The 23362-nt window shown below is 39.4% G+C and carries 24 protein-coding genes; 16 read left to right on the top strand and 8 right to left on the bottom strand.

Features of this window, described 5'->3' with window-relative positions; all coding sequences use genetic code 11:
* Nucleotides 1-126: 126 nt before the first annotated feature.
* Complete coding sequence (locus tag QNI22_RS30570; protein WP_314516832.1) at nucleotides 127-477, bottom strand: hypothetical protein; 351 nt, start codon at nucleotides 475-477, stop codon at nucleotides 127-129.
* A 372-nt stretch (nucleotides 478-849) separates the two neighbouring features.
* Between QNI22_RS30570 and QNI22_RS30565 the strand changes: the two genes are divergently transcribed.
* The 14 genes from QNI22_RS30565 (at nucleotide 850) to QNI22_RS30500 (ending at nucleotide 14956) form a co-directional block, all read left to right on the top strand.
* Nucleotides 850-1230, top strand: a complete 381-nt coding sequence (locus QNI22_RS30565) for an NADH-quinone oxidoreductase subunit A (RefSeq protein ID WP_314516831.1) — start codon at nucleotides 850-852, stop codon at nucleotides 1228-1230.
* Nucleotides 1231-1362: 132 nt separating this feature from the next.
* Nucleotides 1363-1905: an NADH-quinone oxidoreductase subunit B gene (locus QNI22_RS30560; RefSeq protein WP_313987684.1), complete on the top strand. Its 543-nt coding sequence runs from the start codon at nucleotides 1363-1365 to the stop codon at nucleotides 1903-1905.
* A gap of 110 nt (nucleotides 1906-2015) precedes the next feature.
* On the top strand, nucleotides 2016-2513 hold the full coding sequence (locus QNI22_RS30555; RefSeq protein WP_314516830.1) for an NADH-quinone oxidoreductase subunit C: 498 nt from the start codon (nucleotides 2016-2018) through the stop codon (nucleotides 2511-2513).
* Between the two features lie 65 nt (nucleotides 2514-2578).
* Entirely contained in the window at nucleotides 2579-3832 is a 1254-nt protein-coding gene (locus QNI22_RS30550; RefSeq protein WP_314516829.1) for an NADH-quinone oxidoreductase subunit D, read from the top strand.
* A gap of 35 nt (nucleotides 3833-3867) precedes the next feature.
* On the top strand, nucleotides 3868-4392 hold the full coding sequence (locus QNI22_RS30545) for an NADH-quinone oxidoreductase subunit NuoE family protein (RefSeq protein WP_314516827.1): 525 nt from the start codon (nucleotides 3868-3870) through the stop codon (nucleotides 4390-4392).
* A 48-nt stretch (nucleotides 4393-4440) separates the two neighbouring features.
* Nucleotides 4441-5781: an NADH-quinone oxidoreductase subunit NuoF gene (gene nuoF, locus QNI22_RS30540; RefSeq protein ID WP_314516825.1), complete on the top strand. Its 1341-nt coding sequence runs from the start codon at nucleotides 4441-4443 to the stop codon at nucleotides 5779-5781.
* Nucleotides 5782-5897: 116 nt separating this feature from the next.
* Nucleotides 5898-6965, top strand: coding sequence for an NADH-quinone oxidoreductase subunit G (locus tag QNI22_RS30535; protein ID WP_314516823.1), 1068 nt, complete (start codon nucleotides 5898-5900; stop codon nucleotides 6963-6965).
* Between the two features lie 65 nt (nucleotides 6966-7030).
* Nucleotides 7031-8176 (top strand): NADH-quinone oxidoreductase subunit NuoH, encoded by a 1146-nt coding sequence (gene nuoH, locus QNI22_RS30530; RefSeq protein WP_419836250.1) that lies wholly within the window; start codon nucleotides 7031-7033, stop codon nucleotides 8174-8176.
* Nucleotides 8177-8274: 98 nt separating this feature from the next.
* Nucleotides 8275-8811, top strand: coding sequence for a NuoI/complex I 23 kDa subunit family protein (locus QNI22_RS30525; protein WP_313987703.1), 537 nt, complete (start codon nucleotides 8275-8277; stop codon nucleotides 8809-8811).
* A gap of 197 nt (nucleotides 8812-9008) precedes the next feature.
* Entirely contained in the window at nucleotides 9009-9512 is a 504-nt protein-coding gene (locus QNI22_RS30520) for an NADH-quinone oxidoreductase subunit J family protein (protein WP_314516822.1), read from the top strand.
* Nucleotides 9513-9570: 58 nt separating this feature from the next.
* A complete protein-coding gene (gene nuoK / locus QNI22_RS30515) occupies nucleotides 9571-9897 on the top strand; it encodes an NADH-quinone oxidoreductase subunit NuoK (RefSeq protein WP_314516821.1) in 327 nt (108 codons plus the stop codon).
* 102 nt (nucleotides 9898-9999) lie between these two features.
* Nucleotides 10000-11928 (top strand): NADH-quinone oxidoreductase subunit L, encoded by a 1929-nt coding sequence (nuoL, locus tag QNI22_RS30510; RefSeq protein WP_314516820.1) that lies wholly within the window; start codon nucleotides 10000-10002, stop codon nucleotides 11926-11928.
* Nucleotides 11929-12017: 89 nt separating this feature from the next.
* Complete coding sequence (locus QNI22_RS30505) at nucleotides 12018-13472, top strand: complex I subunit 4 family protein (RefSeq protein WP_314516819.1); 1455 nt, start codon at nucleotides 12018-12020, stop codon at nucleotides 13470-13472.
* Nucleotides 13473-13564: 92 nt separating this feature from the next.
* A complete protein-coding gene (locus QNI22_RS30500; RefSeq protein ID WP_314516817.1) occupies nucleotides 13565-14956 on the top strand; it encodes an NADH-quinone oxidoreductase subunit N in 1392 nt (463 codons plus the stop codon).
* Between the two features lie 72 nt (nucleotides 14957-15028).
* On the opposite strand, the gene QNI22_RS30495 is transcribed toward QNI22_RS30500, so the two are convergent.
* The 7 genes from QNI22_RS30495 to QNI22_RS30465 all read right to left on the bottom strand — a co-directional run bounded on the left by QNI22_RS30495 (nucleotide 15029) and on the right by QNI22_RS30465 (nucleotide 21324).
* Nucleotides 15029-15652: a matrixin family metalloprotease gene (locus QNI22_RS30495; protein WP_314516815.1), complete on the bottom strand. Its 624-nt coding sequence runs from the start codon at nucleotides 15650-15652 to the stop codon at nucleotides 15029-15031.
* A 31-nt stretch (nucleotides 15653-15683) separates the two neighbouring features.
* On the bottom strand, nucleotides 15684-16097 hold the full coding sequence (locus tag QNI22_RS30490) for a DUF4019 domain-containing protein (RefSeq protein ID WP_313987721.1): 414 nt from the start codon (nucleotides 16095-16097) through the stop codon (nucleotides 15684-15686).
* Nucleotides 16098-16196: 99 nt separating this feature from the next.
* Nucleotides 16197-16925, bottom strand: coding sequence for a hypothetical protein (locus tag QNI22_RS30485; RefSeq protein WP_314516813.1), 729 nt, complete (start codon nucleotides 16923-16925; stop codon nucleotides 16197-16199).
* Nucleotides 16926-17008: 83 nt separating this feature from the next.
* A complete protein-coding gene (radA, locus tag QNI22_RS30480) occupies nucleotides 17009-18382 on the bottom strand; it encodes a DNA repair protein RadA (protein ID WP_313987726.1) in 1374 nt (457 codons plus the stop codon).
* A 235-nt stretch (nucleotides 18383-18617) separates the two neighbouring features.
* Nucleotides 18618-19115 (bottom strand): hypothetical protein, encoded by a 498-nt coding sequence (locus tag QNI22_RS30475; RefSeq protein WP_314031663.1) that lies wholly within the window; start codon nucleotides 19113-19115, stop codon nucleotides 18618-18620.
* Nucleotides 19116-19417: 302 nt separating this feature from the next.
* Nucleotides 19418-20563, bottom strand: a complete 1146-nt coding sequence (locus QNI22_RS30470; RefSeq protein WP_314516811.1) for a BT_3928 family protein — start codon at nucleotides 20561-20563, stop codon at nucleotides 19418-19420.
* A gap of 221 nt (nucleotides 20564-20784) precedes the next feature.
* Nucleotides 20785-21324 (bottom strand): DUF1599 domain-containing protein, encoded by a 540-nt coding sequence (locus QNI22_RS30465; protein WP_313997890.1) that lies wholly within the window; start codon nucleotides 21322-21324, stop codon nucleotides 20785-20787.
* Between the two features lie 228 nt (nucleotides 21325-21552).
* Between QNI22_RS30465 and folP the strand changes: the two genes are divergently transcribed.
* A complete protein-coding gene (gene folP / locus QNI22_RS30460; RefSeq protein ID WP_314516810.1) occupies nucleotides 21553-22410 on the top strand; it encodes a dihydropteroate synthase in 858 nt (285 codons plus the stop codon).
* A gap of 98 nt (nucleotides 22411-22508) precedes the next feature.
* Complete coding sequence (gene cdaA, locus QNI22_RS30455) at nucleotides 22509-23354, top strand: diadenylate cyclase CdaA (RefSeq protein WP_314516809.1); 846 nt, start codon at nucleotides 22509-22511, stop codon at nucleotides 23352-23354.
* The last annotated feature ends 8 nt before the right edge of the window (nucleotides 23355-23362 follow it).

Below are 23362 nucleotides of genomic sequence, written 5' to 3'. Positions count from 1 at the left end.
AAAATTTGGATATAGGAATAATTCAAAGACACAATCGGTCTTTGAAACCATAGCATTCCAGCAATCCACAGCTGGAATCAAGTTGAACAAAAATGTATGGTTTGAAAACACAGATCCCCTTAAAACTCAGGGAGCATTGATAGCAATGGTATTGGAGAAGATATTGGCAAAGAAGGTTGATCGAAAGATCGGATATGTATTGGGATGACGGGGTCTCTCATTTGAGATTATATAGGAAAATGTCTCAAAAATAATGAAAGCCTGTTGGTATAATTTTACAGTAAAAACAGGAACAACAGCTTCATCAGTTTTTTTGACAACAGGACCTGAATCCTCTGATGACTTCTTAGGTGTTGTGACTTTGTTTACTTTGACAGATTCTGTTCCTGCCCAAAGGGATACAGAGCCTGATGCTATAAATAACAGCATCAAACACAATATAAAAGCTGTACGCCCAATTTTACAGGTAAAAGCCATCTTTTTGTTGATTATCTTCTTGTTCGAACTTTTATATTTAAAAAAAAGTTATCAGAAGGTAAGTCAGTATTTTATAATAGGGTTGCAAAACTAAATATTATTTTGGGATTTAACAACATCTATTTCTTCTATATGGGCGTTTTTATGCTTATATTTTTCCCCGATTGGACTATTCATAGAGTTCTAACCATGCAAGAGTAAGATTTTATTGTATTTTAAAGACATAATATCCTTAAAGATTTACTTTTGCTATTATATTTGCAGCTGAAATAACTTTACAATTCCGATTATTCTTCCAGACTTTCCTATCATATTGGAATTGTACTGTCTCTAAGCATCTTTTCATCTAAATTTTCAGAAAAAATTCATATTATGAATCATACCTATTTGCCTTCTGATTATTTGCCAATACTAATCCAATTGGGAGCAGCTATTGGTTTTGTAGTAATGACTATGATTTTAACCCATCGGTTAGGTCCAAAACGTCGTAGTAAGGTTAAAGATGACACATGGGAATGTGGTATTGAATCACAGGGAGATGCCCGTGCACCTATTTCTATAAAGTATTTTCTTACAGCAATTTTATTTGTCTTATTTGATGTTGAGATCATCTTTATGTATCCATGGGCAGTAAATTTCGGGAAAGAAAAATTAGGTTGGGCAGGTTATTGGGAGATGCTTTTGTTTATGGGCTTGCTTTTGATAGGCTTCTACTATGTAATAAAAAAAGGAGTCTTAAAGTGGGAACAATAAAATAAGGTTTCTAATTTGCTATTCTATATAGTTATAATTGAATAAAGTACTACTTTTCAGACAAGTATTGAGATAGTCCTTAAAAGTATGTTTCTTACTCTATAAAATAAGTGTAAACTGCATTAATCGGATATGAGCGATATAAAAATGGTTGAAGCTCCAGAGGGGCATAGTGGTGCAGGCTTCTTTGCAACCTCGTTTGACAAAGTAATTGGAATGGCACGAGCAAATTCACTTTGGCCGTTGCCTTTTGCTACTTCGTGCTGTGGTATTGAATTTATGGCGACAATGGGCTCGCATTACGATATTTCCCGTTTTGGTTCTGAACGTCCCAGCTTCTCACCCCGTCAAGCCGACCTTTTGATGGTAATGGGAACTATCGCAAAAAAAATGGGTCCTATAGTAAAACAGGTATATGAACAGATGGCAGAGCCGCGTTGGGTAATAGCAGTAGGCGCCTGTGCATCCAGCGGAGGGATTTTCGATACCTATAGTGTACTGCAAGGTATTGATCGTGTAGTTCCAGTAGATGTATACGTACCAGGTTGTCCTCCTCGGCCAGAACAAATACTGGAAGGCTTGATGCAAATTCAGGAGCTGGCAAGGAATGAATCCTTACGCCGCCGCAACAGTGAAGAATACCAACTCTTATTGTCTTCTTACAACATCAAATAAATCCTGACTTGAGCCTAAAAACTCAGGCCAGGGTTTTGGCTTTTTAAATAATACTGTTTTCAGGCAGGGTTTCCTGCAGAACAGGAAGAAAACCAAAATCGAAAATTGAAATGACCCATCAGGAAATCATAGAAGATTTAACTGGACGCTATGGCGATAATATCTTTGATATTCACGAGCCGTATGGTTTGCTTACGCTGACAACCAAACGTGAAAATATCATAGACCTGCTCCAGTATTTATATAATCATAAGACATTGCAAATTCAGTTTCTGACTGATCTTTGTGGTATTCATTATCCGGACAATATCGGGAATGAGTTGGGCGTTATTTATCACGTACACAGCCTGATCAACAATATCCGCATCCGCATTAAAGTATTCTTTCCTCTCACAGATCCTGAAATTCCAACAGCAACAGGTTTGTATGCTACAGCCAACTGGATGGAACGCGAAACATATGATTTCTTCGGAATTATTTTCAAAGGCCATCCTAATCTGAAACGAATCCTGAATGTAGACGAAATGGATTACTTTCCTATGCGAAAAGAATATCCGCTGGAAGATCAAACCCGTCGTGACAAACAGGATTTTCATTTTGGAAGATAGTATTCCATGATTGATACATTACCAAACAAGTACAATCAATCATTAAAAACTTAATTGCAGAAAAGATGTCTCAAATACAAGTTACAGGGAATCAAATACAGGCTCCTGAAAATCAGCCTTTATTACAGCAAAACCCCGAAACTCCAAAGTATGTCAATGAATTGACAACACTAAACCTGGGGCCAACCCATCCAGCTACACACGGAATCTTCCAGAATGTACTGACGATGGATGGAGAAAAAATTGTGTCAGGTGTACCTACTATCGGATATATACATAGAGCTTTTGAAAAAATTGCAGAACACCGCCCTTTTTATCAACTGACAACTCTTACAGACCGAATGAACTACTGCTCCTCTCCTATTAATAATATGGGATGGCATATGACAGTAGAGAAACTTCTGGGAATTACGGTGCCTAAACGAGCACAATACATTCGTGTAATAGCTATGGAACTAGCCCGGATTGCAGATCACCTGATTTGTAATTCTATTCTTGGAGTGGACTCGGGAGCCTATACAGGATTTCTTTATTTTTTCCAGGAACGTGAAAAAATTTATGAAATCTATGAAGAAATTTGCGGAGCTCGTCTGACAACTAATATGGGACGTATTGGAGGGATGGAACGTGATCTAAGTGACACAGCTCTTGCAAAGTTGAAGAAATGGGTAGAAGAGTTTCCTCCGGTTATGAAGGAATTTGAAAAGATGTTTAACAAGAACAGAATCTTCAGAGATCGTACAGAAGGGGTAGGTCCGTTAACACCTGAAAGAGCTTTAAATTATGGTTTTACAGGTCCGAACTTACGTGCAGCAGGCGTTGATTATGATGTACGGGTTATGAATCCATATTCATCCTATGAGGATTTTGAATTTGATATACCTGTAGGTACTACTGGAGATACCTATGATCGATTTATGGTACGCAATGAAGAGATCTGGCAAAGTCTGCGTATTATCCAACAAGCAATAGATAAGCTGCCAGAAGGCCGATATTTTGCTGATGCACCGGAATATTATCTACCTCCTAAGAAAGAAGTATACCGGAGTATGGAAGCTCTTATCTATCATTTCAAGATTATCATGGGTGAGATAGAGGCTCCTGTTGGAGAGGTATATCATTCTGTAGAGGGTGGAAATGGAGAACTTGGTTTTTATCTGGTCAGTGATGGCGGACGCACACCATACCGTTTACATTTCCGCAGACCTTCTTTCATCTACTATCAGGCGTATCCAGAAATGTGTATAGGTACTACCTTATCAGATGCCATTGTGATTATGAGTAGCCTGAACGTAATTGCAGGAGAACTCGATGCATAAAATCATAGTATAAAAATTCAGCTAACAACAGAGATATGACAGAGGTAAATACACCGGAAAAAGTAGAATTCTCACCGGAAACCCTGAAAAAAGCCCAAGAAATCATTGCTCGTTACCCGGAAGGCCGCCAGAAATCAGCACTATTGCCTATTTTGCACCTTGCACAGAATGAGTGGAATTGGTTAAGTGCTCCTGTAATGGATTATGTAGCAGGTTTGCTTAGTATTCAACCAATTGAAGTATATGAAGTAGCTACTTTCTATACTATGTTTCAGATTGAGCCTGTTGGGAAATATGTTCTGGAAGTATGTCGTACAGGTCCCTGCTGTTTACGTGGTGCAGAAAATATTATAGACTATCTGGAGGATAAGTTAGGTACTAAAGTAGGAGGTACCACTTCAGATGGAATGTTTACACTGAAAACGGTTGAATGTCTGGCAGCTTGTGGTTTTGCACCTGTATTACAGGTACGTTTGAAAAAAGAAGACGGAAACTATATTTACTACGAAAATCTGACTCCGGAAAAAATAGATAATCTGATTGCGACAGAATGGGTATAATTACCTTACAGGCCTTCAGTTTTTCTATTGAAATAAATATAAACTACCATGGGTATTAAAATTCTAACCGAACATATTGGCAAAGAAGATCTGAAGCCAATTGACGCATATATGAAATATGGTGGATATACGGCAGTGAAAAAAGCATTGACCAGTATGTCGCCTGATGCAATAGTAGAAGAAGTGAAGAAGTCCGGACTTCGTGGACGTGGAGGAGCTGGGTTCCCTACAGGTATGAAATGGTCGTTCCTAGCCAAGCCTGAAGGTAAACCTCGTTATCTGGTATGTAATGCGGATGAATCGGAGCCCGGCACGTTTAAGGACCGTTATCTAATGATGCACAGCCCCCATACACTTATTGAAGGAATGATTGTATCCAGCTTTGCGTTGGGTGCCAATACTTCCTATATATATGTACGGGGAGAGATGATGTTTGTTATCCGTATTCTGGAAAAAGCTATCGCAGAAGCCTATGCTAAAGGATTACTGGGAAAAAACATTCTGGGCTCCGGATATAACCTCGATCTGTATGTACATCCAGGAGGAGGGGCTTATATCTGTGGAGAAGAAACTGCCTTACTGGAAAGTCTGGAAGGCAAGCGTGGAAACCCTCGTAACAAACCTCCGTTCCCAGCTGTTTCTGGTTTATATGCCTGTCCAACAGTAGTAAACAACGTTGAATCTATCGCTGCAACAAGCTGGATTATCAATAATGGAGGGGATGAATATGCTAAAATTGGCATTGGCAAAAGCACAGGAACAAAACTGATTTCAGCTTGTGGCAATATCAACAATCCTGGTGTGTATGAGATTGAGTTAGGATTATCTGTTGAAGAGTTCTTGTATTCTGACCAGTATTGTGGTGGCATTGCCAATGGCAAGAAACTGAAAGCATTGGTAGCAGGAGGTTCTTCTGTACCTATTCTGCCAGCACACCTTATTACCAAAACTGCGAATGGAGAATCTCGTCTGATGAGCTATGAATCGCTCTCAGATGGGGGTTTTGCAACTGGTACTATGCTGGGTTCTGGCGGATTCATTGTATTTGATGAAGATCAGTGTATTGTGCGTAATACATGGAACTTCACCCGATTCTATCACCATGAATCCTGTGGACAGTGTAGTCCTTGTCGAGAAGGAACAGGCTGGATGGAAAAAGTACTACACCGAATTGAGCATGGTCATGGTCATATGCATGATATTGATTTGCTGGTGGATGTAGCGAAAAAGATTGAAGGAAACACAATTTGTCCTTTGGGAGATGCAGCAGCTTGGCCAGTAGGATCTGCTATTCGTCACTTCAGAGATGAATTCGAATGGCATATTAAAAATCCATCAGAAGCGACCCGTAAAGGTGCAGTATACCGTAAAGAAGCTGTTTTTGCATAGTAGGTTAGTACGAAAGTACCTATAATATACTATTCAGACATACTATCTTTTGTTAGTATGTCTGTTTTATTAAGTTTTTGATTTAGAAGAAACTATTTCTGAAGAGGAATTAAACAATGGAAAATACCGCCCCTCAGTTATTCAAAGTAACCATCGACAACATTGAGGTCGAGGTAGCACCAGGAACTACTATCTTACAAGCTGCCCGTCAGATTGGACATCATGTAGCTCCTCCTGCAATGTGCTATTATACATCGTTGAAAGGAACAGGAGGAAAGTGTCGGGCATGTCTGGTAAAAGTAACCGCAGGTTCGGCAAAAGATCCTCGCCCTATGCCTAAACTGGTACCTTCCTGCATTACAACAGTTCAGGACGGTATGATTGTAGAAAACACTGTAAATGAGCAAGTACTGGAAACCCGTAAAGGTGTAGTTGAGTTTTTGCTGATCAATCACCCTCTTGATTGTCCGATCTGTGATCAGGCAGGCGAGTGTCATCTTCAGGACTTTGCCTTTGAGCATGGCCGTGGTACTCAACGCTATGAGGAAGAGCGTCGTACATTTGAACGGGAAGATATAGGACCTTATATCCAACTTCATATGAACCGCTGTATTTTATGCTATCGTTGCGTATTTACAGCAGATCAACTGACCAACAAACGTGTACATGGAGTATTGAATCGTGGGGATCATGCAGAAATCAGTACATACATCAGCAAAGCTATTGATAATGATTTCTCAGGGAACATGATTGATGTATGTCCGGTTGGAGCACTGACAGATAAGACATTCCGCTTTAAGCAACGGGTATGGTTTACCAAACCCGTAACAGCTCACCGGGATTGCGAGCATGAGAAATGTAGTGGAAAAGTGACGTTATGGTACAAAGGAGAAGATGTATTGCGGGTAACAGGTCGTAAAAATGAGTGGGGCGAGGTTACAGAATTTATATGCAATACCTGTCGCTTTGATAAAAAGAAAACCAGTGACTGGGTTATTGAAGGTCCTGCCAAAGTAAGTCATCACTCTGTGATTTCAGCAAATCACTATGAGAAAAAGGCTATTCCTGAGTTTGGCTTTAAACAAGCAGCTCAACAATACAAACAAATTGATGACCTGCCTGTACAATTACCAGAAGGAGAAAAGAAACCTGTAGGAATTGTAGTAAGACCTGATAGCAAGTAATATGTTGAGGGTTCTGAATAGAACCTTCAATTTTCATTTTAATCTCACTTCTGAATTTTATAGAAATGGATCCTCTTATAGTTAATGCACTTATCATATTGTCCATTTTTGGAATTACGTTGCTTATTGCAACCTATTCTACCTGGGCAGAACGTAAGGTAGCAGGATATATACAAGACAGATTGGGCCCTAACCGGGCTGGTTGGGGTGGTTTAATGCAACCTCTGGCTGATGCAGGTAAAATGTTTTTTAAAGAAGACTTTATTCCTGCACATGCGAATAAATGGTTATTCATCTTTGGTCCATCACTAGCAATGCTAACAGCATGTATGGCTAGTGCAGTAATACCATTTGGTGATAGCTTTATTGTAGGAGAGAATATTGTACTTGTGCAGGCCATCGAAGTAAACATTGGTATTCTGTATGTATTCGGTGTTGTATCACTGGGAGTATATGGATTAATGATTGGAGGATGGGCGTCAAACAACAAATTTTCGTTGTTAGGCGCGGTTCGTGCAGCTTCTCAAAACATAAGCTACGAATTAGCAATGGGACTTTCCATTATCGCTATCATATTAATGAGTGGATCGTTGTCATTACGTACTATTGTAGAAGGCCAACATGGTGGTAATTGGAATATCCTATATCAGCCTCTGGGATTTATTATTTTCCTTACCTGTGCTTTTGCAGAATGTAACCGTACGCCATTTGACTTACCTGAATGCGAGACAGAATTGATTGGTGGATACCATACAGAGTACAGCAGTATGAAATTAGGTTTCTACCTGTTTGCAGAATATATCAACATGTTTGCTTCTTCAGCAGTTACAGCATGCTTGTTCTTTGGTGGATTTAATTATCCAGGAATGGATGCAGTACAAAATCAATTAATTAGTTCATTAGGCGAAGCTACAGGACATAATATTGCAACGGCTATAGGTATTGCTGTAATGTTTGCAAAAATTCTGTTTGGAATATTCTTCTTTATGTGGGTACGCTGGACATTACCTCGTTTTCGCTATGATCAGTTGATGAACCTGGGTTGGAAAGGCTTAATTCCTGCAGCTATTCTGAATGTAATCCTTACAGGCGCTGGAATTTTGCTGGAAATGAGATGGTTATCATGGGTGGCAGTATTAATAGTAATAGCTATTGCTGTAATACAGGCATCTGCATCTCAGAAAAAAGAATTACGGGCTCAAAGAGCTTAAATACAAGATATAACCTGGTGTATACCAGATAATAGAATGTTATAAATTCTTTCGATTACAGAAATAGCTTATCTGTAATTGTTAAACTAGCATATGATATGAAGTTAACCAATAGAGCAAAACAAATTGATAATAGTCCAATGACGGTAGCGGAGCGGTTGTATATCCCTGCTATTGCTACCGGTTTGGGTATTACTATAAAGCACTTCTTTAAGAAGAAGGCTACCATTAATTATCCGGAAGAACAGCGTCCATTCAGTTCTATTTTTCGGGGTTTACATGTACTGAAAAGAGATGAACAAGGCCGTGAACGTTGTACAGCCTGTGGTTTGTGTGCAGTTGCATGTCCTGCAGAGGCTATATCCATGACCGCAGCTGAACGGAAGCCAGGAGAGGAAAAACTATACAGAGAAGAGAAATATGCAGCTGTATATGAGATTAATATGCTTCGTTGTATATTCTGTGGTTTGTGTGAAGAAGCTTGTCCCAAAGCTGCGATCTTCCTGCAACCTGATAAAATTGCCCCTGCCTTTGTTGACCGTGAGCAAGTAATTTTTGGCAAAGACCGACTGGTAGAGAAGATGGATGATCGGGCAACAACCGGCATTCAGAAATATACTGGCGTAAAAAGTTGAAAACTTACGTAAAATTTTCTTATACCGCACTGGTTTTCTTAACAGTGCGGTTCCTATTTGAAAAAACCTATTATTTTTGCGCGGGTTGTAAATAGGCAGCCTGCTTTCATTTACGAAGTTGAGCAACTTCTCTACAGCAGTTTATTTGCCTGTAACAGCATCTGATTACAGTCTTCTGAATTCTGATTTCTTATTCTATGATACACGTATTCTGGTTTTTACTTTTCCTTGCAGTTATCAGTGCCAGTATGGTTGTGTTTTCCCGCAACCCTATCCATAGTGTTCTCTATCTGATTATTACATTCTTTGCATTATCGGGACATTATCTGTTACTGAATGCACAGTTTCTGGCAGTAGTGAACATTATTGTCTATGCAGGTGCCATCATGGTACTTTTCCTTTTTGTGATTATGTTTCTTAATCTGCGAAGGGAAACTGAAGTTCAGAAACCTATTGCCGTTAAGTTTGCTGCAGTAATATCGGGTCTGATATTACTTGCTGTATTATTGGGTGCTTTAGTAAAAGCAGATGCCCAGCCTGGTTCTGAAGTTAATTCTCAAATTGGTATGGTAGAAAACCTGGGAAAAGTATTATTCAGCGATTTCCTACTTCCTTTTGAATTAGCTTCTGTTTTATTTCTGGTTGCTATGGTTGGCGCCATCATGTTAGGTAAACGTGATCCAGGTGAGCCTACAATTTAATAGTGCACATACTTTCCAAAATTAGTTCTTTCTCTCTGTCATTAATTACTTTAGATAAATGGAAGTACCTGATGTTATTAAAACGATCCCGCTAAACTGGTATATCTACTTTTCTACTCTTCTCTTTTGTATTGGAGTAGTAGGTGTGCTGATACGCCGGAATGCCCTGATTGTATTGATGTGTGTTGAACTTATGCTCAATGCAGTAAACCTGTTATTCACTTCATTTTCAGCATATCGTTCAGATCCACAAGGACAGATATTTGTATTTTTCATTATGGTAGTAGCTGCTGCAGAGGTTTCTGTAGGTCTGGCCATTATTGTAATGCTTTACAGAAATCTGAAAAGCGTGGATGTTGGTATCCTAAACAAATTAAAGTGGTAATGTTCTTTCTATTTTCTGAAAAAGAACAACCATTTTTTGACATCTCATTCGAATTTATTCAAGCATATTGATCTGTACTGTGCCTTATCAGCACATTAACTTATGAATATATCTACTAGTGTACTCCTTATCCCATTGTTGCCTTTACTGGGCTTTATCATCAATGGGTTAGGTTTTCGAAAAATCAGCAAAGGACTTGCCAGTATTGTTGGAACAGCAACGGTACTAGGATCGTTCCTTTTATCCATTTATACGTTCAACTATTTCTTAAGCAACAATAGTCAACCTATTACCGTGACAGCCTTTAACTGGCTGGCGGTAGGTGATTTTCATATCTCTTTTTCATTCCTGATTGACCAGTTGTCACTATTGATGTTATTGGTTGTAACAGGAGTAGGAACATTGATTCATCTGTATTCCAGTGGATATATGCATCACGATGAGGGATTCGGAAAGTTTTTTGCCTTCCTGAATCTGTTTATCTTTTCAATGCTTCTGCTGGTAATGGGCTCCAACTATGTTATTATGTTCTTTGGCTGGGAAGGTGTAGGATTATGTTCCTATTTGTTGATTGGATTCTGGAACAAAAACAAAAGTTATGGAAATGCAGCCCGCAAGGCATTTGTCATGAACCGGATTGGTGATCTTGGTTTCTTATTGGGAATCTTCCTTATTATTGCACATTTTGGCAGTGTTGAATATAGTGAAATCTTTGGTCGGGCAGCATCTGTAGATACTGCAACTCTGACAATGATTACAGCATTTCTATTTGTTGGTGCAATGGGTAAATCAGCTCAGATTCCATTGTATACATGGCTGCCAGATGCCATGGCAGGCCCTACTCCTGTTTCAGCTCTGATCCATGCTGCAACCATGGTTACAGCAGGTATTTATATGGTGATTCGTTCCAATGTCCTTTATACATTAGCTCCAGCAACACTTGAATGGGTTGGAATTATCGGATTAGCTACAGCTTTATTAGCAGCATCTATCGGTATTTTTCAGAATGATATTAAAAAAGTACTGGCTTACTCTACAGTTAGTCAGCTAGGCTATATGTTTATGGGCTTAGGTGTAATGGCTTATAGTGCTTCAATGTTCCATGTTATTACACACGCATTCTTTAAAGCTTTGTTATTCCTGGGTGCAGGTAGTGTAATTCACGCCATGAGTGATGAGCAGGATATACGCCATATGGGTGGATTGAGCAAAAGCCTGAGAATTACATGGATTACCTTCCTTTTAGGTACCATCGCTATTACAGCTGTGTTGCCACTATCAGGATTCTTCTCCAAAGACGAAATCCTGATGAATGTATATATGCACAGCCCGCTTATGTGGGGATTAGGCGTATTAGGTGCAGCAATGACTTCTTTCTATATGTTCCGGATGTTCTTCCTGACATTCCATGGTACGTTCCGGGGAACAGATTATCAAAGAGAACACCTGCATGAGTCTCCAATCTCTATGACTCTTCCATTAATGATTCTGGCAGTGTTATCTGTTATTGGTGGATTTATCAATTTCCCTGAAATTTTTGGTGGACAAGCTTGGTTGGCGAATTTCATGGAACCTCTGTTTGCGAATGCAAAACAAGCTAGTCCAGAAGCTTTCCATCATGCACATCTATCTCACTCTGAAGAATTTATGCTTATGGGGGTTTCTGTAGGGGTTGCTATATTGTCTCTGATCATCGCTTATGTGATGTATATATCCCGCAATACAGTTCCAGCAGAAGAAGGGACTCCTATTCCTATAGTGCAAAAAGTTATTTACAACAAGTACTATGTGGATGAAATTTATGATATGCTGTTTATAAAGCCTATCTCTGCTTTATCCTATTTCTTCTATCAGGTATTTGAATTCTTTGTCATTGATTTATTGGTAAATGGTATAGGCAAACTGGTAAAACAACTCAGTAACCTGACACGCCGCTTCCAGACAGGAACAACAGGGTTTTATGTATTTGCTATGGTTATAGGCATTGTAGTAATTCTATTGGTTAACTTCTGGGGCTTTCTGTTCAGATAACACTGAATCTAGAAGAATGCTTACTCAAACTAAAAATATTCGATTTTTTAACGGTTTACGTTAAAAGTGTAAACACAAAACGATTATTGATGCTTACTCTTTCATTAATTTTAATTCCGGCAATTGCATCCTTGTTATTACCATTTATCAAAGGGGAAATAACAAAAACGATAGCATTTGTAGTAGCACTCGCGGAACTTGCAGTGGCCCTTTTTGCCATTACCCAGTTCTCTCCAGATACAGTTACGCCTCAGTTTGCCTACGATTATCCATGGATAGCCTCTCTGGGCGTTCATTTTAGCGGAGGCATGGATGGTATCAGCATGTTACTGGTATTGCTGACCACTATTCTTACACCACTGATTGTTCTTTCTACGTTTGGATATTCTTACAATCATTCTTCTGCATTCTATGCACTTATATTGCTTATGGAAGCAGCACTGGTAGGTGTATTTACTAGTCAGGATGCCTTCGTATTCTATCTGTTCTGGGAAGCGGCTCTTATTCCAGTGTATTTCCTGGCAGCAATCTGGGGTGGAGAAAAAAGAATTGCTATCACATTCAAGTTCTTTATCTATACCATTTTTGGTAGTCTTTTTATGCTGGTAGCATTGGTATACCTGTATATGCAGACACCAGGTAATCATTCTTCAGCTATTGCAGATATTTACAAAGTAGCATTAGATTCTCATACTCAAAGCTGGGTATTCTGGGCTTTATTTATTGCATTTGCCATTAAAATGCCAATTTTCCCATTCCATACCTGGCAGCCTGATACCTATACAGAATCTCCTACACCAGCTACAATGCTGTTGTCAGGGATTATGTTGAAAATGGGTATTTATGGTGTTATTCGCTGGTTACTGCCTATCGTACCAGCAGGTGTAGCACAATGGAGTACTACAGTTATTATTCTTTCTATTATTGGAATTATCTACGGCTCAATTATTGCCATTCAGCAAAAAGATCTAAAAAAACTATTAGCCTATTCTTCTTTTGCGCACGTTGGTTTAATGGCAGCAGGGGTGTTTTCATTAACATTAAAAGGTATGCAGGGAGCCGTTATTCAAATGCTGGCACATGGTATCAACGTAGTGGGCTTATTCTTCGTAGCAGAGATTATTCAACGCCGTCTTCGGACACGTGATATTGACAGAATGGGAGGTATTACACAAAATACACCTGTCCTGACAGTTTTCTTTATGATATTGATGCTGGGTAGTGTGGCATTGCCTCTTACCAACGGATTCGTAGGAGAGTTTCTTCTTTTATCAGGAGTATATGAGTTCAATCACTGGTATGGAGCTATCGCAGGTCTGACTATTATCTTCGGAGCTGTATATATGCTTAAAATGTTTCAGGGAGTTATGTTTGGTGAGCAAAATCACTGGACTGAGAAAGTAACAGATATTACCCTTACAGAATCAGCTGTCCTGTTTCCGCTGGTAGTGCTGGTATTCTGGATGGGTATTGCCCCTGGAAGCTTTTTAAAACTGACTGAACCGGCTGTTATACAAATATTACAACTTGCCACAGGTAAATAGTTTTAACTATCACTTTGAATCAAAACGAATTCCAATAACCGTGTGATTGAATCCTATTAAGGCTCAACCACAACATAGCACAATCATTGATAATGCTTCCAATTATTGTTTTATCTATTTCTGGCATAGTCGCACTCTTTCTGGGATTTCTGAAATCCCGCTGGATATTAATGCCATTAACACTCCTGTTTATACTGGCAGCGATTGTAGGTGTATTGCTGGATAAAAACGGAATGAGCCCTTATGCGGGTGCGTTTCCTACTATGTTGTCAACAGACAATGTTTCGATTGCTTTTTCGGGAATTATACTGCTGGCAGCACTGTTTATTGTGCCTTTATCCCGCTATTATGCTAATCAAGAAAATGCTCAACCAGCTGAATACTACGCTATTATTTTATTTTCGCTGGTAGGAGCTTTGATGATGACTTCCTATGAGAACCTGATTATGTTGTTTGTAGGTCTGGAAATCCTTTCTATCTCTATGTATATCCTTACAGGTAGCGACAAAGATAATCTGCGTTCGGGTGAAGCTGCCCTGAAGTATTTTCTGATGGGGTCTTTTGCTACAGGTATTTTATTGTTTGGTGTAGCTCTTTTATATGGTGCTACAGGTGGTTTCGACCTGCATATGATTGCCAATTATGTTCATCATAGTGGCAATATTTCGCCTATGCTGTATCTAGGTCTGTCTATTGTACTGATAGGTATCTTATTTAAACTGTCTATTGCACCTTTTCACTTCTGGACTCCAGATGTATACGATGGTGCCCCTAGTGTTTTTACAGCATTCATGTCTACTATTGTAAAAACGGCTGGCTTTGCAGCTTTGTATAAGATTCTTTCTGTATCATTCTCTGATCTGTATGGATTCTGGTGGGTATGTCTGGCAATTACTACTATTGCAACATTGATTATTGGTAATATCACTGCCGTATACCAGACAAGCTTCAAAAGAATGCTGGCATATTCCAGTATATCACATGCGGGTTACCTGCTGATGGCAGTCACTACGTTCAATGCTTATTCTCAAAAAGCAATCATCTTCTATTCTTTGGCCTATGCATTGTCTACCATTACTGCATTTGGCGTACTGATCATTGTAGAACAAACTGCTAACGATAAATACGAAGCGTTCAATGGATTAGGTAAAAGAGCACCTTTACTGGCCTTTGTAAATACAGTAGCCATGTGCTCTCTGGCAGGTATGCCTTTGACAGCCGGATTTATTGGTAAGTTCTTTGTGTTTACCAGTGCAGCTGACAATGATATGGTATGGATTATGATTATTGCGATTCTGATGTCCGCTGTAGGCTTTTATTACTACTTCCGTGTTATCATTGCAATGTATATGCGTCCTGCAATAGAATCAGATGTAGATAATGAAGTTGTAGTACCAGGAATTTACCGTACAGTATTGATGCTGGCCACATTGTTAACTATTCTTTTTGGCTTAGCCCCTGATTTATTAACGTCTTTATTCTAGGAGCTATTCTTATAACTTATATCAAAAAAGAAGGGTGACTTACAAAAGTCACCCTTCTTTTTTGATCGATATCTACTTAAGCATACCAATTTTCTTTTTACAGGCTTCACACAGATCAAGTCTGGTATTATCAATGGTCTTAATAGACTCCACAGCATCTGTCATAAAACACTTTTTGTTCTCACAATGTGGTAAACCCAGCATATGTCCTAGTTCGTGGAGAGTGACTTTGGTGACACGTTCGTTTAGTAGCTTTGCATTGCTTCGTAAACGAAAGGTTGACACCACACAGGAACGACCAGATAAATAAGCCAGTCCCATTACTCCCCAGTCTTTGTAACGCTCTATAGGCTCTTTAATTCGTCCAAAATCGTCTGTTTTAGTGACAGAGACATCTACATCCGTAAATCCTAGCACATAATCTGCAGAAGCAGGCCTTGTTTCTTTTAGATAATGGATAATAGAATCAGCTCTGTACCGAGGAGATTTGACATTGACAAAGTGACTTTTGGGAATAGGCTTCGCTTTTAGCACTGTAACCTTAACTCCATAATATTTTTTAATAGCCTTTTCAATAATTGAAGTTAGCTCTGTATCGTATTGACCAAGCGGTTGAATAGCTACTACCGTCTGTGGATTGAGATCAGATGTACAAGCCAATAAAATGACAACCAAAAGGCAATAAATAAATCTCATAAGAAACAGAATGGGCTACAGGAAAAACAGATTATTTAATAAAGTATCCCACAGGACGCCATTGTCTATCTGCATCCTTCATCATAACAACTGTTTCGGTAGCAGGATTCTTCTTTTCAAATGCAGACTGGTATTGAAGTACTACATACTCTCCTGCGGGAGCATTAGGCAATGAAGTCGTGTATTGAGCAGAGCTTAGAGTACGTTTAGTCACTTTGCCTATTGGAGTTCGCACACTTACCAATGCTTCGTTCCATTTATCAGATGTGAGTTGCTGTTTAAACGCAGAAGATGCTTGCTGCCAGCTTTCTGCATATTGCCCTTTGTCGACTAAGGCAAGCCATGGATCAGCCACCTTCTGAGCAAGTACTTCAGGTTTGTCCTGAGCAAATACTACACTTGTGAGACATAAAAACAGGCAAGTAAGTAAGTGTGTAACTTTCATGGTTTAAAAAGCTAAGATGAATAAAAATAAAGAGTTGTCGTAGTGACAACATCTTTGGTTTATGGAAAAAACAAGAAATAGTAACCCAGGCAAAACACATTATCTAGATAATGGCCGGGCAAATACCAGCCAATTAGACTGTCTGCCAGTTTGTGATCGTCTGTTACCAATCTTAACTACCTTGTCACTTGATTTGTACCACCCTTCATCCCAATCACCCATATCCAGATAAATAGCTTTCCATGCTCCCATTTCAATCAGATCATCTCCAAATTGCTGCATAGTCACATAATCTGATACACTCTCTACAACCACAAATCGGTGATCTTTTAGTTCAACCAAAGCCCTTCGTTGAAATACACTCCCTCCTTCTCCTTTCAGATTTTTTCCATCATAGACCAATAATTCCTGTAATAAGAGAGTACCTTTCTTCTTTCTTACTTCTTCGATTTGTGTAGAAGTGGGATATTGTCCTTTTGCAATATGCGAAATGGAAATTGTGTTGTTTATAAAGGTTAGTACTCCATCCAGAAAACCCACTTTTGCATTAGTCTGAAGAACTTTCCCATTATAAACCAATAGATCCAATGGTTGACTGGTTTGCAGATCCGTATAGGCAGCAGCTACACTAAAGGCATATCTTTTATCCTTTGGATCAGGTCGTTGAGTAGCTAATCCTATAGAACAATCCTGTGGATAGAAAAATGTGTAGACATTACCTTTCTTAGTCTTTCGTTTTTCAATGCGTATCTCCCTCTCTGAATTGTCAGTACAATTAATCAGGCTAAGCAATACCAGGATTAGTGAAATGCTTAATACTAGCTTCATTCTACTCATTTTACATAAGGTCACTTTTCTAAGATCGAAAAAATCTGGTAAAAACAAAAGCCGGCAGTGGTACCGGCTTCTGTCTATTTAAATAATCGGAGAAACAATTCGTCAAGGCGAGAGACGGCATGTACATGAATATCGAAGTTTTCAAGATTCAAACCTTTCAGGTTATACTTGGAAATATAGATTTCCTGAAAGCCTAGCTTGGCAGCTTCTGCAATACGATTTTCGATACGGTTAACAGCCCGCACTTCTCCTCCTAACCCAACTTCTGCAGCAAAACAAATTTTAGGAGAGATGGTGAGGTCTTCATAGGAGGAAACAATAGAAGCACATATAGCAAGATCGATGGCAGGATCTTCTACTTTTAGACCTCCAGCAATATTCAGAAATATGTCTTGCGTGCCTAACTTAAACCCTCCCCTCTTTTCTAATACAGCTAGTAGCATCTGCAAACGCTTGGTATCAAACCCTGTACTACTCCGCTGAGGCGTTCCATAGGTAGCAGGACTCACCAGTGACTGAATCTCAATCAACAGGGGTCTGTTGCCTTCCAGCATAGCGCCAATAGTAATACCACTTAACTCTTCATCACGTTGAGAAATCAGGATTTCGGAAGGGTTGGATACTTCACGCAATCCATTACCTATCATCTCATAGATACCCAGTTCGGAAGTACTGCCAAAACGGTTTTTGGTAGTACGTAAGATGCGGTAAGCCAGATGGCGGTCTCCTTCAAACTGTAACACAGTATCTACCATATGCTCCAATACCTTTGGCCCCGCTAAGGTTCCTTCTTTAGTGATATGGCCAATCATAAATACAGGTGTTCCGCTTTCTTTAGCATATTTAAGCAACTCTGCCGCACATTCACGAACCTGACTTACACTTCCAGCTGCTGACTCAATATAGGTAGACTGTAACGTTTGAATAGAGTCAATAATCAATACCTCAGGGTCTAGTTCTTCTATCTGCTTGAATATATTCTGAGTATTGGTCTCTGTCAGAATAAAGCAGTTTTGATCTACTTTCCCTAACCGTTCTGCCCGCATCTTGATTTGTTGTTCACTTTCCTCACCAGATACATAGAGTACACGCATAGGTAAGCTTACAGCAATCTGAAGCATAAGCGTGGATTTCCCGATACCAGGCTCACCACCAATCAAAACCAGTGATCCGGGAACAATACCTCCTCCCAGTACTCGGTTGAGTTCTTTATCTTTGGTGAGTGTTCGGTGCTCTTCTGTATAGGTAATTTCTGTGAGTGCACGTGGACGAGGTGCTAACTTGGTATTTCCGGGAGGACGCCAGGAGCCCTTTTCATTCTTGTCTTCTTTCTGAACGACTTCTTCAACAAATGTATTCCATTCCCCACAGGATGGACATCTTCCTAGCCATTTGGGCGACTGCGTGCCACAATTCTGGCAGAAATAAACGGTACGTGCTTTTGCCAATGTGATCTGTTATAAAATACTCTGACTTTAAATTTACAGCGAGAATCAAGAAGTTATTATAAACTTCTACCTGACCTGATGAGATTTACTCATTTAGATTGATTAGTAAAGGTACAATAGCTGTATGGATTTTACCATAGCTATTTCACACAAAAGCCAGAAAGCCTCCTTCACTATAAAGTGAAGGAGGCTTTCTGATTTCAGGCAAAATGTAAAAGCAGACGGCGGTGTACAATTATTGGTTTTCGGCAGGTTTCTTTTTACCTTCTGGTCTTTGTCCTTGTCCTTCTGGCTTCTGACCAGCATGACCTTTGTGCATATCTTTCTTCTTAGCCTGATAGTCATTCCACTGTTGCTCAGTTAAGATACCTTTTAGTTTGGTTTCTTTTTCAGCCTGGAATTTTTCCATTTTTTTCTGATCTTCAGCAGAAGGCTTTCCGCCTTGTTTTTCACCAAGCTTCTCTCCTGATTTCTTTCCCTCTCCTTCAGGACGCATTTTGGTTTCGTACTCCTTGTTTAACTGGCTTACTTTCGCATATTGATCATCCGTAAGCTTCAGGTTTTGTTTCATCCAGGCACTTTCTCTGTCTTCTTTTTCACCACCACGGGCAGGTCCTTGCCCTTTTTTAGGTTCTTTTTTGTCTGAATTGGTTGAACTTTGTGCAAAGCTGATTGTAGTAAGTAACATCAGAGCTACTACTAATACATGTTGTTTTTTCAGAGAGAATTTCATTAGTATATAGTTTTAAGGAGTTGTTAGTTGCCATCTGCTCTTCGCAACTATTGCTTACTGGCTGTATAAATAGTTAAAAGAACTATATAGCAAAATGAGTATAGACTTGTTTCTCAAAAATGGAGATGAACTACCTGAAAACAGAGACAAGGTATATGAGAAAAGGAGGACTTTTCACCAAAATGGAAAAAGAAGGAAGGCAAAGTCCAATGATAAGATATATAAAAACCGGAGAAACATGTATGTAACATTTCTTCCGGTTTTACATAAAATCAAAATAAAAAAATACAATCTACTAATAATCAATATTTTAACTTTTCAACATCTGGAATAGATGAATCACCCCACTTCCCTGTTACAGTTCCATTTTTTAATAATAAGATTCCGGGATCTGTACGAACCATAGTCTTAAGTACAGTATTGTCTGTAAAATAGAAAGGAGCCGCTAGTTGATACTCATGACGGTATTCCTCTATCACAGTCCCATCAGTTGCAGTTAATATCATTGGCTCTACAGGTTTGCCTTTGACACCCTGAATCAAAGCACTGATCTTCTTAAGCTCGCTTTCACTAGCATTGCGAATATCGCGAATCACAATTACCAGCTTATTTCCTTTGAATATCTGAGCAGTGATATCTTCACCTTCAGGAGTAGTAACAGAAAAATCCGTGATTTTAGGACGGACTCCTTTTACAATCAAACGCGGTTCGGATGTTTTGGCAATCTGCCAGGTTGTATCTTTCCATATCTCTGTAGAGATATAATCCTTGTCTGTCATCTCCTTAGTCTCACCGGATTTGCTGTTTTTCAGTGTATAAGTAATTTCAAATACATCACTTTGTGCACCCGGAGGTAACTTCATATTTTCTTCAATATTATCTCCAACTTTATACGGTAGAAAATCGATAGGAGGCAGATAGAAGATGGCATAGATTCCAATGAATGTGCAGAATACTGTAGCAATAACTACATACATACGGGTCTGCCGGGAAGCATTACTCTCAAGTTTATTACGCTGGAAGAATAGCACCAGAATCAATAGTAGCAACAAAATATCCTTTCCAAACGATTGCCATGGTGATAGTTTGATTGCATCGCCAAAACAACCGCAGTCAGTGACTTTATTAAAATAAGCAGAGTAAAATGTCAGAAAAGTAAAGAAGACGATAATACCCAGCAGCACCCACACAGTACTTTTGAGACGATACCGAAGCAGTAGTGCGATTCCCAATACAACCTCCAGCACACATAAAACTACAGCTAGTACCAATGCTATCGGAATGAGAAAATGAAACAAGCCTGCCGCCCATGAAAGATCGTCAGCAAAGACTTCAAAATACTCTTCCAGCTTAATTTTGGTTCCAACAGGATCATTGAGTTTGATCAGTCCTGAGAAAATGAACAGTACGCCAACAAAAATGCGGATAAGGTTATTAATAAGTTTCATGTGTATGATTTGTCAATAGTATCAGCAGGTAAAATAACAGATACAGTCAATAGGTAAAGTTACTGGTGCAAGTGTAAACTTGTATTTATTTTGAAAGTAATGTTCGCTGAGTTTATTCGCCTCGTTGGTGTTATCATCAACGATCTGCTTTCCCTCATTCAGGTTTGTGATAACACCATTGAAGGGGATGAACAAATAATCATCAGTAGGAAGCTTTATGCTTACAACCAAAGTTTAATCAGACAGAAAACCGAGTAGTTAATCATATCCCTATAGTTGGCATCTACTCCTTCTGAGATAAGTGTTACACCCTGATTATCTTCAATTTGCTTGGTCCTGTATAGCTTCATCAGAATAATATCTGTCATGCTGCTTACCCGCATATCGCGCCATGCCTCTCCATAATCATGGTTTTTGTTGATTTGTAGATCCAGTGTCTTTGTTACTTCCTGATCGTAGTATTTTTCCAGTTCTTCATACGGAATTTCCATAGGTGCATCAGCAGGTAATTCCATCTGAATAAGTGCCATAAGACAATAGTTGATAATGCCAACAAACTCTCCGGTTATATCATCAGCCACTTTCTGGGTACCTTTTTCCTGAATAGAACGAATGCGTTGTGCCTTAATAAAAATCTGGTCGGTAATAGAAGGAAGACGGAGTATACGCCAGGCAGTACCGTAATCACGGGTTTTCTTGGCAAAGACATCCTTGCAGCGTTGCATTACCTGCTGGTATTCATTAATGGTTTTGTCAGACATGAATCTAATAATAAGCGAAATGATCAGTATCTATTTTTCCTAGTAATCAGGGTTATCCATCGCCCTGAAAAAATATTTATTTGTAAAAATTTGATGGACAAGTGTTTATTTTATTTCACTGAAGAATATTAACAATAAACCGTTGTTTCAAAAACTAATTTGAAACCGGGAAAGTTACCTTATTATATAACGACCTCCAGAGTACTACTGGCACAAAAATAATATCTTTTGGAAGCAAAAAACCTTTTATTTCGCACAAAGAAAACTTTTAACCTGCGGGGCAGGCTCTGGACGCTGGAACAGCCCGTAGTAATGGGAATTATCAATAGTACTCCAGATTCATTTTATGCCAATAGCCGGATGTCGTCTACAGATGCAGCCTTGCATCAGGCTGAACGGATGTTAGCCGACGGCGCAACCATTCTGGATATTGGTGGGTATTCAACCCGGCCAGGTGCGGCAGAGGTTGAGGAGCAGGAAGAAGCAGATCGGGTAGCACCTGTAATTGAGGCCATTGTGAAACATTTTCCCGAAGCTATCGTATCGGTAGATACATTCCGGGCAAGTGTAGCTGAGGCCGCCGTACGAGCCGGAGCTGTCATGGTTAACGATGTTTCAGGAGGGGCTGACGAACGCATGTTTGAAACAGTGTCCCGATTGGATGTTCCTTATATACTTATGCATAGTAAAGGCACACCACAAACCATGACGCAACTGACACACTATACAGATATGCTTAGCGAAATGCTGACATTTTTTATCACCCGATTGCATATGATACGCAAATCAGGAATAAAAGATGTGATACTGGATGTTGGTTTTGGCTTTGCCAAGACCATTGAACAAAATTATTTTTTGTTAAAAAATCTGGAACATTTCCACATACTGGAATTGCCTATGCTGGTGGGGATATCCAGAAAATCAATGATTTATAAAAGATTAAATATAACGCCAGAAGAATCTTTGAATGGTACTACTGTACTAAATACACTCGCTTTGAGCAAAGGAGCACAATTATTGCGTGTGCATGATGTAAAGGAAGCGGTAGATTCCGTAAAATTGTATAACTTAATGGCGAGTAGCTAAAGATAAGCTGGTATTAGTCATCTGGCTTACTTTTTGCAAATGCACAAAAATCTGATTTACAATAAATCAGTTTTACAATAAATCAGTAACGAAAGGATATGCTTGGATTTACAATAGGATTCTTGGAAATTACCTGGGTGGATGCATTGGACATCGCACTGGTAGCCTTCCTATTGTACCAACTATATCGATTACTGAAAGGAAGTGTAGCCATTACCATCTTTCTGGGATTTCTGTCTGTGTACTTCTTTTATCTTCTGGTGAAAGCCATGGAAATGAAGCTTCTGACAGAGATTTTGGGACAGTTTATGGGGGTGGGTGTTATAGCAGTATTGATTTTGTTTCAGCAGGAGATTCGGAAATTTCTGTTGTTGATAGGTCAAACAACTGTATTCAATAACGAGAACATTATCCTGAATCGCCTGCGTCAGAATCTGACTATCCACAGAAGAATGGACATTGTACCTATCGTGGATGCAGTAAAAACACTTTCTTCTTCACAGACAGGGGCATTGCTTGTATTCGAGCAACGTGCTGATCTAAAACTATATGCAGATTCAGGCGACTTATTGGATGCTGCTATCTCCAAACGATTGCTGGTCTCTATTTTCAGCAAAGTGAGTCCTCTACATGATGGAGCTGTATTAATTGCCAATAACCGTATTTGTGCGGCCCGCTGTATTTTACCTGTATCCGAACGGCAGGATATTCCGGCTCGATTTGGCCTGCGCCATCGGGCTGCTATTGGACTTACCGAAACGACTGATGCACTGGTAGTAGTTGTTTCAGAAGAAACCGGGCAGATCTCAATGGTAAAAAGCGGCAATCTGATGCATAACCTCTCTATACAGGAACTACGCACGCAGCTAAATTCGCATTTATTCCACAATAGTGAAGAAGCTGTAGAAGCACGTGTTGAAGGAATTGGACAAGGAGCAGCCTGAGTTGGAAT

The organism is Xanthocytophaga agilis (assembly GCF_030068605.1).
Classification (GTDB): Bacteria; Bacteroidota; Bacteroidia; order Cytophagales; family 172606-1; genus Xanthocytophaga; species Xanthocytophaga agilis.
Note: the sequence above shows the minus strand (reverse complement) of the source record. Positions and strands in the feature narration are given on the sequence as shown.

What these genes read in the sequence shown, in the direction of transcription:
- QNI22_RS30465 (WP_313997890.1), bottom strand. Translation starts at nt 21,324, where the DNA reads ATGTCTGACAAAACCATTAATGAATACCAGCAGGTAATGCAACGCTGC.
- nuoL (WP_314516820.1), top strand. Translation starts at nt 10,000, where the DNA reads ATGAATATATCTACTAGTGTACTCCTTATCCCATTGTTGCCTTTACTG.
- QNI22_RS30490 (WP_313987721.1), bottom strand. Translation starts at nt 16,097, where the DNA reads ATGAAAGTTACACACTTACTTACTTGCCTGTTTTTATGTCTCACAAGT.
- QNI22_RS30470 (WP_314516811.1), bottom strand. Translation starts at nt 20,563, where the DNA reads ATGAAACTTATTAATAACCTTATCCGCATTTTTGTTGGCGTACTGTTC.
- QNI22_RS30505 (WP_314516819.1), top strand. Translation starts at nt 12,018, where the DNA reads ATGCTTACTCTTTCATTAATTTTAATTCCGGCAATTGCATCCTTGTTA.
- nuoK (WP_314516821.1), top strand. Translation starts at nt 9,571, where the DNA reads ATGGAAGTACCTGATGTTATTAAAACGATCCCGCTAAACTGGTATATC.
- QNI22_RS30535 (WP_314516823.1), top strand. Translation starts at nt 5,898, where the DNA reads ATGGAAAATACCGCCCCTCAGTTATTCAAAGTAACCATCGACAACATT.
- QNI22_RS30570 (WP_314516832.1), bottom strand. Translation starts at nt 477, where the DNA reads ATGGCTTTTACCTGTAAAATTGGGCGTACAGCTTTTATATTGTGTTTG.
- cdaA (WP_314516809.1), top strand. Translation starts at nt 22,509, where the DNA reads ATGCTTGGATTTACAATAGGATTCTTGGAAATTACCTGGGTGGATGCA.
- QNI22_RS30565 (WP_314516831.1), top strand. Translation starts at nt 850, where the DNA reads ATGAATCATACCTATTTGCCTTCTGATTATTTGCCAATACTAATCCAA.
- QNI22_RS30495 (WP_314516815.1), bottom strand. Translation starts at nt 15,652, where the DNA reads ATGAGATTTATTTATTGCCTTTTGGTTGTCATTTTATTGGCTTGTACA.
- QNI22_RS30475 (WP_314031663.1), bottom strand. Translation starts at nt 19,115, where the DNA reads ATGAAATTCTCTCTGAAAAAACAACATGTATTAGTAGTAGCTCTGATG.
- QNI22_RS30525 (WP_313987703.1), top strand. Translation starts at nt 8,275, where the DNA reads ATGAAGTTAACCAATAGAGCAAAACAAATTGATAATAGTCCAATGACG.
- QNI22_RS30500 (WP_314516817.1), top strand. Translation starts at nt 13,565, where the DNA reads ATGCTTCCAATTATTGTTTTATCTATTTCTGGCATAGTCGCACTCTTT.
- QNI22_RS30555 (WP_314516830.1), top strand. Translation starts at nt 2,016, where the DNA reads ATGACCCATCAGGAAATCATAGAAGATTTAACTGGACGCTATGGCGAT.
- QNI22_RS30545 (WP_314516827.1), top strand. Translation starts at nt 3,868, where the DNA reads ATGACAGAGGTAAATACACCGGAAAAAGTAGAATTCTCACCGGAAACC.
- QNI22_RS30560 (WP_313987684.1), top strand. Translation starts at nt 1,363, where the DNA reads ATGAGCGATATAAAAATGGTTGAAGCTCCAGAGGGGCATAGTGGTGCA.
- QNI22_RS30485 (WP_314516813.1), bottom strand. Translation starts at nt 16,925, where the DNA reads ATGAAGCTAGTATTAAGCATTTCACTAATCCTGGTATTGCTTAGCCTG.
- nuoF (WP_314516825.1), top strand. Translation starts at nt 4,441, where the DNA reads ATGGGTATTAAAATTCTAACCGAACATATTGGCAAAGAAGATCTGAAG.
- QNI22_RS30550 (WP_314516829.1), top strand. Translation starts at nt 2,579, where the DNA reads ATGTCTCAAATACAAGTTACAGGGAATCAAATACAGGCTCCTGAAAAT.
- QNI22_RS30520 (WP_314516822.1), top strand. Translation starts at nt 9,009, where the DNA reads ATGATACACGTATTCTGGTTTTTACTTTTCCTTGCAGTTATCAGTGCC.
- nuoH (WP_419836250.1), top strand. Translation starts at nt 7,031, where the DNA reads ATGGATCCTCTTATAGTTAATGCACTTATCATATTGTCCATTTTTGGA.